The sequence below is a fragment of the Arcobacter roscoffensis genome, from assembly GCF_024267655.1.
GTDB lineage: Bacteria > Campylobacterota > Campylobacteria > Campylobacterales > Arcobacteraceae > Arcobacter_B > Arcobacter_B roscoffensis.
This window is the reverse complement of sequence record NZ_CP100595.1, coordinates 629,927-642,935: the sequence shown is the minus strand read 5'-3', so window position 1 is coordinate 642,935 and position 13,009 is coordinate 629,927. Positions and strand designations below refer to the sequence as shown.

The window sequence follows — 13,009 nt, the reverse complement described above, 5'->3', positions numbered from 1 at the left end:
ACTTATGATCCAGTTTTTTTATAATTATCATAATCTTTTATTACTTTTCTATAAGGATCTTGTTCAAAGCCACCTGCTTCCATAAAATAAGTATTTTTTTCTAATCTTTCTTTTAAAGAAGGTTCTATATCTGCATACATATTATCTTTCAACTTTTCTATATGTTCTTCAAAAAATAAAGCATTAGCACAATTAGCACCCTTACATCTTGATGGAGCTGGACCATTAGCAACGATATCTTTTATATTAAATCCTCTTTGACAAGATAAGTCTTCATATTTAGATAAATCATGCATGCATAAACTAACTGGTGTTTGAATTATTGCTAACTTTTCTTCTTCAATTAACTTCAAAAGACCCTTTCTCATTAATTTTACAAAATCTTCTACTTGTTGTCCTGCAAACTTATGATTAGGCATTAACCTCTCACCTTTGTAACCAAATATCTTTTTTTTCTCATATACATATTTAGTAATTTTTTCTACAAAATAAATAGACTCTTCTTTTGTTAATTCGTCAATTGCATCTTTTATTTCATTATTATAATAAGCCATGTATTGTAATGTCATTATTATTGAGGAATGTCCAAGAAACATTCTAGCAAGTTCCAATCCATCACTTTCATTTATATGTACTATCAAAAAAGCCATCGCATGTCTAAACTGGTGAGGTGTGATCGGATCTAAATTCAATCTTTCACAATATCTTATTAGTAATTGGTTAATTCTTATTGGTCTGACACTTTGTACGTTTTTATATTCTAAAGCAGTTAATATTATACTCCCTGTTTTTTTACCATCTTTTATATATGCTAATTCAGATAATATTTCTAATGCCTTTTTACAAATAAGAGGTACAGGCATAGATAAACTTTCTCCATCAGCAGTTTCAGCAGTTTTATATACAATACGGTCTAAATAATAATGTTCATCATGAGATATTTCTATATTTCTATCAAGCATAGTTAATTCACCAACTCGCATACCAGTCATTAACAAAATAACAGCAACACAAGATACTTCTAATTGTTCTACACATCTATGTAAAGAGTTTACAGGGATTTCATTAATACTTCTACCTAAATTTTTGCCATTTCCAGCATTTAAATATTTTGTCTTACTTAGAAGTACTTTCTTTTGTATTTTTTTTAATATGGGCTCTTCAAATTGAATCTCAGTTTCCATAAATACTTTATAAATAGTTCTATATTTTAACTCAGAATTAAGATTTTGAATTTTTTTATAAATTCTTGCAGCTTCTAAGCAATCATTTGAGTGAGACTCAATATAATTTATTGAGTCTGATATAATAATTTTTAAATCAACTAAAGGATATGTTTTCCTTAATCCAACTCCATTAATTTTCTCTACAGCTTCCTTCTTACCATCAGAAACTAATTGTTTAAATCTTACCGATTCCAATATTTGTTCATTTACTTGGAGAAAAAAAGGAAGTTTTATATTAAAACTTAGATATTCTGTAAAAGTCAATATTTTTTTCCTAATATGTGTACTAGTAAATTTTTCTATGTCTACATTATCAATTATATATTTGTCCACAATATTACTATCAATGTCGTCTATCCTTTTAATGTTGCTATAGTTAGTTACTGTATACATAAAAGAATGTAAGTAACCAAAATAAGAGTATTGACCATTTCCTTTAGGAATATTACCCATTAAACCACTTAGTTTAAGAAAAAGTAATAATCTAATATAAAAACCAGGTATACCTTCAACTTTTACTTCATAATTTGTTAAAATACCCCCAGTAGCTACAAGAGAAATACTTCTATCAAAAAAATTAGAGTTTCCAGAATTAGGAAACTTTTCATCTTTAAATAATGAATATAACTCTTTTTCTGTTGTTACATTTTCTAATTTAGTTAATACATTCTTCACTAGTATATCCTTTCAATTTTACAGTTCTTGAAAACTTCATTTTCACAAAGTTATTATATTTATCGGCTTCTTTTTTAGAAAAATCAATTTCTTCTTGAGTAAAATGTGTTATAGTATTTTGAGCTGATTGATAATCTATGAAATACTCCTTCTCCCAATCTTGTTCTCTTACAAAATCATTTCTTTGCTCATCCATATAATTAATCCATGAAAAAATTACAGGACCATGAACTTTAGGAATCACACAAGACTTATCACAACCACTTAAACACTTAGTCCAATCAATACAAAATTCATTTTCTTTAAGCACAGGTGTGTTTTCAAACGTAGGCATTCTATTATTCTTACAGTCAGACATTGGTCCAACTACAAATAAATTCGCTGTTTTGTGTTCTTCTCTTGTAATTTCTCCTTTAAATATTCCAACAATAAGATTCTGTGTAAGTGCAATTTTATGTTTTTTACTTTGTACCCATTCAAAGTTTTGATCTTCATAATGAATTTTAGTTGTATCATTTGATTTGTGATTTTTCTTTAATTGTCTTTCATATTCACTCTTACCTCTCAAAAAATCCTGGTAATTATGACTTTTTCTTATTTGTGTATGATCTATTTCGTTTAGTCTTTCCCTATTGATACCAATAATTTCATAAACTTTAAAAAATGAAGTAGGTGAATTTTTTATATTAGTCAAGAAGCCATTGCCTATTTCTTGATACTTTTTACTAATTCCACCAGAATTATTAGCATATTGAAATAACTTATTGCTTTCAGAATGCATGTATATAGGAGTAGCCCATTTAATATAAAAATCTAAATATTTTTTCACTAAGGAATCATTTGGTAAAACAACTGATATTTTTGAATTACTTCTTTCTTTTGTTCCATCTATAATAGTAAACAAATCAAGTTCATCACATACAGGAGAATATAAACCATTTGTATTTCTTTTTACTTTCCAATTCTTTAAAACCTCCTGATTTACACCTGTTTTAATTAATAGTAAGAGATATAATGGATAAATATCATTATTTTGAGGGTACATTTTATCATCTAAATCTTTTAATGCTACATCAAAATGTTTTCTAATCCAACTCCTCACTAAAGGAAGTTCAGATTGTGTTAAGTTTTTATATTTGTCTGAAATAGTATTATCAAATGGATATTTAGGAAATATTTCTCGTAACCAATAAAAAGCATATTTTTTATTCTTTATATTTATATTCTTACCCTTTAAGGACTTTTCTTTTAATTCCATTTTTTTAATTTCTAGGTTACGAATTTGTTCAGCATTTAATTTTGTTTTTATTTCTGATTTAGTGTAAAATAAGAAATCAACATCCATATTAAAATCACTAAGTAGTTTTAAGGATAATAATTGCACATAAATATTATTTCTTCTATTTGGGTATTCTTCTAAAAAATCAAATAATGTTCTCAACAAATCATCATCAGTTATAAATGAAACTGAATTAAACTCTTCAATCCAATCCCAATATTCATTAACAATCACTTTAGTTTTAACAAAACAGTCTTTAATATTTTTTTCAAATTGAAAGACTAAACTAGATGATATAGAATAATCTAGTTTTTTTCCAAGTTTTCTAATAGGTAAATTCATATTTCTTTTTGAAATAAGAATTTGATTAATAGGTATGCCTAATTCACCAAAAAACATATCTAGACTCCTAATAGTATTAAGACCTGATTTTTTATGATCACTGTATATTAAATCTAAATCAATTTTATTTATTTCTTCAAAGCTTAGATATATCTTATTTATACTCTTTAAATGCTTTATAAATAATGATAGTCCAATAATAATATGTTTGATTTTAGTACGTTTATAAGTTTTATCCCATAATTTTTTATTTATGAAATCTTTTATTAAACTCATATAATCTTCGTTACCGTCAAATACTTCTACTAAACTTCTTCTTATTTGTTTTTTAAAAGAAGCCTGTTTTTTCGATTTTTCTTTAAAATATTTAACCTTGTGATTATAAGACAAATATATTCGTGGATCATAATTTGAAGTTGCTCTTGTTAAAGTTCCAATTAGATAAAAGCCATAATGTTCTTTAGCTAGTAAAGATTCTTGAGTATCAAAATGTATTTTATTTTCAACTTTTTCTTGAGTATCTTTTTCTAATAAATTTAATTTCAGTTTTTTTGATTTTCTTGCCATAAAAAAATATATCATAAAAATTAATAGAAGACTAAAAATATTACAATTTGCAATATTTATTGTACTTTTTATTTTTTATTAAAAAACTTTAATATAATTAAGTTATTGTACTTTTTTAAAAATCTGACTTAAAAGTAGAAGCAAATACATTTTTATTATACTTAGATGTTTTTCTATGAGTAAGTCTTTCTATTTTATCATAATCATCTGTTAGTCTTTTTCTTATGTCATTTGCTACACTTAAGAACTCTTTATCCATATGAAGTGATCTTGCATACTCTAAACCATACATAGAAGAGCCACTTCCATATGCTAACTTTCTATCAAAGATAAGTTTATCCTCATCATCTTTATACATTACAGATAAATGAAGAGCTATTATATTTTTAAGATTTTGAATCTCTTTTATCTCTGGGAGTTGGTGTAAATGAGTTGCAAATACAAAAATAGACTCTAATTTTGCTAGTTTTAAAATAGCACTTGCAACTATACTTAAGCCACTCATTGTCTCAGTTGAATGGGAGATTTCATCACCTAAAACAAGTGATTTCTTACTTGCTCTATTGAAAATATTTTTAAGCTCTAACATCTCAACTGCAAAAGAAGATAAACCTTTTGCTATATTATCAGCCCCACTAATTCTAGTATAAACAGCATCAAATATTGAAAATCTCATAGATTTAGCAGGTACATAAAATCCAGCTTGTGCCAATATAACTGCAATACCTATTGATTTCATAAGTGAGGATTTACCTGAGGAATTTATACCATATAGTAAAACTCCATGCATTTTATTATCTTTGAGATTTATTGGATTTGAGTTTTTAATAATTACATTATCTTTATACTCTTTAGAAGCATAAGATAACTCACCTAAGATAATATCATTTGGTACATAAATACCCTGCTCTTCATTTGCTTCAATGATTGGATGTCTTAAATCTATAAGTTCCACAAAGTTTTCTTCATCCTTTGTTTTTACTATTTTAGGACAAGTATAGTTGTATTTTTTAGCTGTTTTGATATTTGATACAGTTAAGTCAACCTCAGCTATAAACTGAACTAACTCTTCTAAAAGTTTAGAGAACTTCTTTTCAAATTCAACTAGTTTTTCTTTGAATACTAGTTTATTTAGCTCAACTATTTTTTTTAGATTATGTACATATTTATCACTTACATTTTCAGTTAATTTACAAAAAATCTTAACTGAATTTGTTTGAACTTTTATTTTAAAGTCTTTAAATAAAAGCAAGTCATCATCAACTATAATATGAGAGTTTAATAGTTCTTCTTTTATAAGATTGAACCTATTTTTAGTCATACTTAAGAAGAAACCTTCTTTATCAAGTCTATTTATACTTACAAAGTTTGAATCATCTTTTGCATTTAAAAACTTTAAAATATGTTTTCTTAAAAGCTCCAACTTTGAATAAAGTTCAATATTTTCTTCATTTAGTTCATCAATTTGAGTATTTATTCCCTCACAGACCATATTTGCTTCAACATCTTTTAGCATATATTTACCTGAAATTGCTAAGTCAAAAGTTGAATCAATTGATTGAACAAAAAGTGTTAGTTCAGCACTACTACAAGGAGGTGTTAAAAACTTGTAGTTCTCCATAAATGTAACTACTTCTTTTATACTAAGCAATGAATCATATAAATAGTTTAACTCAAAAGGATGAAGTCTGCTTAGTTTTATTCTTCTTGTAAGTCTTTCAATATCGTAGATATTTGCTAATTCATTTTCTATTGGTCCATGATAATCAAACAACTCTTTTGAAAGGTTAAATCTTCTAAGTATCTCTTTTGTATCTTTTACAGGATGAGTTAGTCTTTCTTTTAAAAGCCTTTTTCCCATTGCTGTTGAAGTGTTATTCATAAGTTTAATCAAACTTGGATTATGATTTGTTTCTATTATATTTAACTGCTCTAGGGCATTGTTTCCTAGATAAATATATTTTCCAATATCAAGCTTTTGAGGAAGAGATAGTTTTTGAACTATATTTGAATCATGTCCTATAACAAAATCAATCAAAATAGCTAAGGCTTCTGTACTTAAAGGAACTCTTTCCATATCCAAATGTTCAATTGAAGTTAATAAAGATTGGATATTAAAAACATTTTTAAACAACTCATTTTGATAGTTTATCTTTGGTCTAAAAGTTCCTATATGAAAGGTTTTTAATTTCAGTTCTAAATAGTCAATTACTTCTTTTTGATTGATATTTTTATCTGCAAAACTAACAACTACTTCATTTGTTTTATGCATATTCATATAATTAAATACTTCATCTAAAGCATAAAATTTATCTTCACTAGTTCCGTGAACTTCGTTGTAATAACATTTACCAGTTGTTACATCAATTGCACTATATCCCAGTAAATAAATACCCTTTATTTGCTCAACAACCAAAGAAGTAATATTGTTTTCATCTTGATCAATTACAAAATCAAAGTTTGTACCAGGGCTTACTACTGTATCTAAATATCTACTAACTTTAGGAGGAACACCTTTTTGTTTTATTACAACAACTGTATATTTTTGCTCAGCGATTATTCTGGCTAAATGTTTATCAAAAGATATAGCAGGCACTCCAGCCATAATAGGATTTTCAGGAGAGTTTTCTAGAATAGTTTTATTTTTTCTTGTTAATTGAATATTTAATAGTTCAGCAATTTCTTTTGCTTTCCCTATTTTCATTTCATCATTGTTAACTTCATATACTTCAAAAAAAGTTCCTATTTCCATAAGAACTACAGTGTTCTCTCCATATTTTTTTTCAAAAAGTTCTTGTAGTTTAAAATATGTGATAGTTAATAGTGTTTTTTTATCTGCTAAAAGCTCTGCTACTTCTTCTCTCACCTTATCTTCTTACTCCCGTCCAATCTCTTATTTGCTTTCTTTGCTCTTTTGTAAGGTCAGCTTCTTCATGAAGCCAAAGATATGAGTTTAAAGGCATTACAGCATAAACAGTTCGATAAATACCTTTTAGCTTTTTCTTCTTTTCTTCTTCGGTATAATTTTCCCATTCAGAAAAATTCAACCATTTTCTTCCATCATCTACGTGTTCAGTAATAATCCAAGAAAAAGGTGCTATCTTTGAGTACCAAGGCCAGTTAGCTTCATTTGAGTGACAGTCATAACAAGAAGTTTTAAACATAGTCATAATCTCATCAGGTGCTTGAATCTCTAAAGATTTATCAACAGCAAAGTTTTTTTGTTCTGTTTGTATTGCTTGCATTGCAATAAATACTAAAAGAAAAATTAAAAGTGTTCTTTTCATATATCCTTACTCGCACATTAAAGTATATGGTCTTTTAAGCTCTTCAATAAATAAAGATATAGATATGTTTCTTCCATATCTTTTGAACTCTTTTTTATCAAAATAGACCAATATTGTAGGTATAGAAAATACCGTAAAATGGCTTGTAAGTTCTTTATACAAATCAGTCTTAACTTCATACATTACAAATCTTGAAAATTCTTTTTTTATACTTTGTTCAATTTTTGGTTTTAAAACCTTACATACCGAACAATTCTCTCCTGAAAAATATATTAATACAGGTTCCCCTGTATTAATACTATCTTGAAGCTGAACTAGTTTTGTGGCTTGTTTCATCATCTTCTTTTACTTCTTCTTTATCATTTTTATCAATTTTAACTTCATAAGCTTTCTCTTTAAAGATATCTTCTTTTGATAAAGAAATACCTTTCATGTGAGTTAATGGGAAGGCAAAAGCAATACCTTTTCCTGTAGTAGTTATATGTAATGAATGAATAATTGATTTTATAACATCATTAACTAAATACTTAGGTAATAAGAATAGAAGCAAGGCATCATTTGCTTCAAAACTTGTTCTATAGAAATTAGCCATTTCTTCAAGACCGATACCGTCTGCTCTTAATACAGTAACCCCAGAAGCCCCTGCTTTATGTGCAGCAGATATGGCATCAAGTTTTTTATCAACAGGAACTATTATAACAACAGCACTAAATTCTAAGTCTAAAGAGTGTCTTACTGATGAACCATCAATATTAACCGTAGCTAAATTCATATTTTCAGCATCAACTAAAGCATCTTTTAATAGCTCTTCTTTTTCAATCTCAGTATCTGATTTTACACCCATTTTTTCAGTGATAATACCATAAAGCATTACAGTAATCATTGGAAATAAAGAAGCAAATGCAATAAGCCCAAAACCATCAATAAGTGGACTTCTACCCTCAATATTTGTAGCAAGACCAATACCAAGTGCAGCAACTAAAGGAACTGTAACAGTTGAAGTTGTAACTCCACCACTATCATAAGCAATAGGAATAATATACTTTGGTGCAATAAATGTAAGAATAATTACTGTCATATATCCCACAATAATATAGTAGTGAATATGCCCACCATCTACAATTCTAAAGGCACCTAAAGCAATACCAATAGCAACACCAGAAGCAACAAATATTCTTAAAACAAAATCATTAATTTTACCATCTGAAATATCTTTTGCTTTTTTAGCAATAGCCATAAGTGCAGGCTCTGCCATAGTTGTTGAGAAACCAATAGCAAAAGCAAAGGCATAAATCATCATTACAGAATCAGATTTTGTTAATTGATAAGCCATAGTTTCACCAAGAGTGAATAGACCCATTTCAAGCCCAAGAATAAAAGCATCAAGACCTAAAATTACAAGGAAAAAACCTAAAAATACAGTTTTAATATTTTCTATTTTTTTCTTTAATACAGCATATTGAAAGAAAAGAATGATAAATAAGATAGGTGCAACATCTTTTACAACATTAAAAAGTCCCATCAATAAAGACGTAATTGAAATACTAGTATTTGTAGATACAGCAGCTTCAACAGCAACAGCAGCTACATCTTTTGCATCAACTAAGTTGTAAACAGCAATACCATAAATTTGTACAAAAATCATAGGAGTTAAAGATGCAAAGGCAATAAGACCAAAACCATCAACTACAGGATTTCTTCCTTTAATAGTTGTTGCAAGTCCAATACCAAGTGCAGCAACTAAAGGAACTGTTACAGTTGAAGTTGTAACCCCACCTAAGTCATAAGCAAGACCAATAATCTCTTTTGGAGCGAAGAAAGTAACACTAACAACTAATAAATAACCTGCAATAATATAGTAATGTATTGGATGCCCTTTATAAATCCTATATACACCTAAGAAAATAGCAAATCCAACAGATCCTGCAACAACAAGCCTTAACATAGTCGCATCAATACGACCACTAGAAATGGATGCTGCTTTATCTGCTATTACTGCAAGGGCTGGTTCTGCAATAGTAGTACCAAATCCTATCAAAAAAGCGAAAAAGAGTACCCAAAGCATTGTTCCATGCTTTGCAAAATCCCTTGCTAAACCTTCCCCAACTGGGAAGATACCAATTTCAAGTCCCTGTAAAAAAATAGCTAATCCAACACCAACAATAGCTAATCCAATCGCAGTGCTAACCCACCCCTCGGGTACAGCTTGGATAATTGCTAGTTGAAAGAAAAGAATAACTACAACTATAGGAATTAAATCCCTAAATGATTCTCTTAATAGCTTCAAAAAGAAGTTAAATTGCATCATATATTTTATGTCTCCTACTAATCCTAAAGTTATTTTAACTTTAGTTAATATATAGATTTTACATTGTTTTTACTGAATTATTGGATAAAGTTGAGTATATGAGTTAAGTTATTTTTAAATATGTAAGGGATTATTATAAAGTAGAAATTCTACTTTATAATATTAAACTTGGTGTTCGCTATTTTTAGAAAGTCTCTCTTTTTGAGAAAGGTATGAGTTTACACTTCCTAAGTAAGCTTTTGCAGTTGCTAACATAGTATCAATACTTAAACCATGTCCTACAAATGAAGGTGCATTATCATCAAAACTTACTCTTGTAGTAACTTTTGCAAGTGCGTCTTTACCTTCTGTTACAGAAGTTACATTATAACTTTGTAAGCTTCCATTTATTCCTGTTAATCTATCAATAGTTTTAAAGATTGCATCCATTGTACCTTCACCAATATTTGCATCTTGCATAATTGAATCATTATGTTTAATTGATACTGCTGCCATTGGCATACCGTTCGAGCAATCAGAGATTTGTAATCCAACTAATTCATAAGTTTTACCACTATTTAATGACTCATCAGTAATTAACATTCTAATATCATCATCAGTAACATCTTTTTTCTTATCAGCTAAAATTTTAAATCTTTCAAATGCTGCGTTTAATTCTTCATCGCTAACCTTGTCAAAACCTAAGTGATCAATTTTATCTCTAAATGCTGCTCTTCCTGAGTGTTTACCTAAGATTAAAGTCGAGTCTTTAAATACACCAACATCTTCTGGTTTCATAATTTCATAAGTTTCTTGGTGTTTTAATACACCATCTTGGTGAATACCACTTTCGTGAGCAAATGCATTTTTACCAACAATTGCTTTATTTTGTTGTGGCTCAACACCTGTAATAGTAGCAACTAATCTTGAAGTTGGATAAATTTCAGGAGTATTAATACTTGTATATAATTCACCAAAAGCATCTTTTCTAGTTTTAATAGCCATTACTGCTTCTTCTAAAGATGAGTTACCAGCTCTCTCTCCTAAACCATTGATTGTTACTTCAATTTGTCTAGCTCCATTTGAAACTGCTGCTAAAGTATTTGCTGTTGCTAAACCTAAGTCATTATGGTTATGAACAGAAATTCTTGCTCTATCTCCTGCAAATTCAGATAATTCTTTTACCATTGCACCTAATTCATTTGGTAATCTATAACCAACTGTATCAGGTAAGTTAATAGTTGAAGCACCAGCAGCAATAACAGCATCCATAACTTCTTTCATAAATGGAATCTCAGATCTTCCAGCATCTTCTAATGAAAATTCAACATCATCAACAAATGTTCTAGCGTACTCTACTGCATGTACTGCTCTTTTTATAACTTCATCTGGACTCATTTTTAACTTGTATTGCATATGAATTGGACTTGTTGCAATAAAAGTATGAATTCTATGTAATGGAGCTTTTGAAACAGCTAAACCAGATTGTTTAATATCATTTTCAACAGCTCTACTTAAAGAACAAATTGAAGAGTTCTTAACTTGCTCTGCAATTCTAGAAACTGCATCAAAGTCCCCAGGACTAGCAGCAGCAAAACCAGCTTCAATAACATCAACACCTAACTTCTCTAACTGTAAAGCAACTTTTATTTTCTCTTCTGTATTCATAGAACAACCAGGAGATTGCTCACCATCTCTTAATGTAGTATCAAAAACTATAATTTTATTTTTATCCATTGTGTGTACCCTTTAAAATATACAATATTATATCTTTTTTTATTTTATAAAAAAGAAAACTATAACGATTTATTTTATATTTGATTTAAATATGTAAAGTCTAATTTAAGTAATTAGAGAGAGATTTTAAGTAGAAGAAGAGAGTTAACACTTTTTATAAATTGATTGTTGTAAAAATCAAAAATTTTCATTTTCTCTCCTGAATAAATTAATTAGCTTAAGTATAATTAATAAAATTAAATTTGTCAAGACTATTTTGATTTATTTGATAAATATACTTGATTTCTTCCATTCACTTTTGCTTTATATAATGCTTTATCTGATGCTTTATATAATTCTTCTTCATCCTCAATATATTTTGAATTTTGAACTATAAGTCCTGCTGATATTGTTACATATTCGCTTGCAGAATTACATACGTGCTCAATTTTAAGGTTTTCAATATTTTTTACAATTTGTTTTGCATAAGTCATAGAATCTTCTATATCTAAACCTGAAAATATAATGCAAAACTCTTCTCCACCAACTCTAAACACATAATCAGTTGCTCTTGAAGTTGATTCTTTTAAAGCTTTTGCAACTTGCTTTAATATCTCATCACCTTTTGGATGACCATAGGTGTCATTATATTTTTTAAAATGATCAATATCTAAAGATAAAAGACTTAAATTAATATTCTCTCTTTTTATTCTTCTTATTTCTTTTTCTAAAATTTCATTAAAATGTCTTCTATTATAAAGTTTTGTTAAATCATCTTCAATTGATAATAATTGTAATTTTTTATTATCTGTAATATCTTGTCTAATTGCAGTAAAGTTTACTATTTCACCATTATTAAAAGCTGGTGTTATTGTAAGATTAGCCCAATAAACCTCTCCATCTTTTTTTCTATTTTTAATTTCTGAACTAAAAACCTTTCCCGAATGTATTTGATTCCACATATTCTCATAAAATTCATCAGGAGTATCTTCGTGTCTTAAAAGAGAGTGTTTATTGCCTATAAGTTCTGTTTTATCATATCCTACAAACTGTGAAAATGCACTACTTGCATCAATTATAACTCCATGTTTATCAGTAATTGATAATAAAACGTTTTCATCAACAATTTCAAGTAAATTATCCTTCTCAAAAAGTTGATCTCTTAAGTGATTAGTTAAAAAGCAGTCTTGAATATCATATATCAACTGCATTAGGTCAATAGGTTTTATTACAAATTTATTTACTTGAAGTTCAATTGCTTTTAAAAAATAGTCTAAATCAGAGTAAGCTGTAGTTACAATAACTGGCACACTCTTTTTATTAATTTTTTTTAGCATGTCAATACCATTCATCTTTGGCATTTGAATATCAGTAATAATTAAATCTGGATTTATTTTATGAAAAAGTTCATAACCTTCTTCTCCATTTTTTGCAGTATGAAAATTAGGTATGTTTCTATTTAAAAAATATGTTACTTCTTCTCGAATCATATCTTCATCTTCAACATAAAGTACAGTAAGGTTAGAAAGTAGTTCTTTATTTATTTTTTTCATTATTTTTCGTTATACCTAGTTATTTTTTTTATTTTATCATTAATAATATTAAAGTTATATATATTTATACTATTTCA

Annotated in this window: 8 protein-coding genes; all 8 read right to left on the bottom strand. The window is 27.9% G+C overall.

What is annotated here, in order from left to right:
- Positions 1–2: 2 nt before the first annotated feature.
- The 8 genes from NJU99_RS03125 to NJU99_RS03090 all read right to left on the bottom strand — a co-directional run bounded on the left by NJU99_RS03125 (position 3) and on the right by NJU99_RS03090 (position 12,932).
- A complete protein-coding gene (locus tag NJU99_RS03125) occupies positions 3–1,901 on the bottom strand; it encodes a tyrosine-type recombinase/integrase (RefSeq protein ID WP_254577284.1) in 1,899 nt (632 codons plus the stop codon).
- Entirely contained in the window at positions 1,882–4,089 is a 2,208-nt protein-coding gene (locus NJU99_RS03120) for a hypothetical protein (RefSeq protein ID WP_254577283.1), read from the bottom strand. The genes NJU99_RS03125 and NJU99_RS03120 overlap by 20 nt, the downstream gene beginning before the upstream one ends.
- A 115-nt stretch (positions 4,090–4,204) precedes the next feature.
- Positions 4,205–6,955 (bottom strand): MutS-related protein, encoded by a 2,751-nt coding sequence (locus NJU99_RS03115; RefSeq protein WP_254577282.1) that lies wholly within the window; start codon positions 6,953–6,955, stop codon positions 4,205–4,207.
- 1 nt (position 6,956) lies between these two features.
- Entirely contained in the window at positions 6,957–7,376 is a 420-nt protein-coding gene (locus tag NJU99_RS03110; RefSeq protein WP_254577281.1) for a heme-binding domain-containing protein, read from the bottom strand.
- Positions 7,377–7,382: 6 nt separating this feature from the next.
- Positions 7,383–7,712, bottom strand: a complete 330-nt coding sequence (locus NJU99_RS03105) for a thioredoxin family protein (RefSeq protein ID WP_254577280.1) — start codon at positions 7,710–7,712, stop codon at positions 7,383–7,385.
- Positions 7,675–9,684: a DUF1538 domain-containing protein gene (locus tag NJU99_RS03100; protein ID WP_254577279.1), complete on the bottom strand. Its 2,010-nt coding sequence runs from the start codon at positions 9,682–9,684 to the stop codon at positions 7,675–7,677. The genes NJU99_RS03105 and NJU99_RS03100 overlap by 38 nt, the downstream gene beginning before the upstream one ends.
- 162 nt (positions 9,685–9,846) lie before the next feature.
- Positions 9,847–11,400: a 2-isopropylmalate synthase gene (locus tag NJU99_RS03095; protein ID WP_254577278.1), complete on the bottom strand. Its 1,554-nt coding sequence runs from the start codon at positions 11,398–11,400 to the stop codon at positions 9,847–9,849.
- Positions 11,401–11,651: 251 nt separating this feature from the next.
- Positions 11,652–12,932: a GGDEF domain-containing response regulator gene (locus tag NJU99_RS03090; RefSeq protein ID WP_254577277.1), complete on the bottom strand. Its 1,281-nt coding sequence runs from the start codon at positions 12,930–12,932 to the stop codon at positions 11,652–11,654.
- Positions 12,933–13,009 lie beyond the last annotated feature (77 nt).

Coding starts and splice junctions, on each gene's coding strand:
- NJU99_RS03105 (WP_254577280.1), bottom strand. CDS start 7,712: ATGAAACAAGCCACAAAACTAGTTCAGCTTCAAGATAGTATTAATACA.
- NJU99_RS03100 (WP_254577279.1), bottom strand. CDS start 9,684: ATGATGCAATTTAACTTCTTTTTGAAGCTATTAAGAGAATCATTTAGG.
- NJU99_RS03090 (WP_254577277.1), bottom strand. CDS start 12,932: ATGAAAAAAATAAATAAAGAACTACTTTCTAACCTTACTGTACTTTAT.
- NJU99_RS03110 (WP_254577281.1), bottom strand. CDS start 7,376: ATGAAAAGAACACTTTTAATTTTTCTTTTAGTATTTATTGCAATGCAA.
- NJU99_RS03120 (WP_254577283.1), bottom strand. CDS start 4,089: ATGGCAAGAAAATCAAAAAAACTGAAATTAAATTTATTAGAAAAAGAT.
- NJU99_RS03095 (WP_254577278.1), bottom strand. CDS start 11,400: ATGGATAAAAATAAAATTATAGTTTTTGATACTACATTAAGAGATGGT.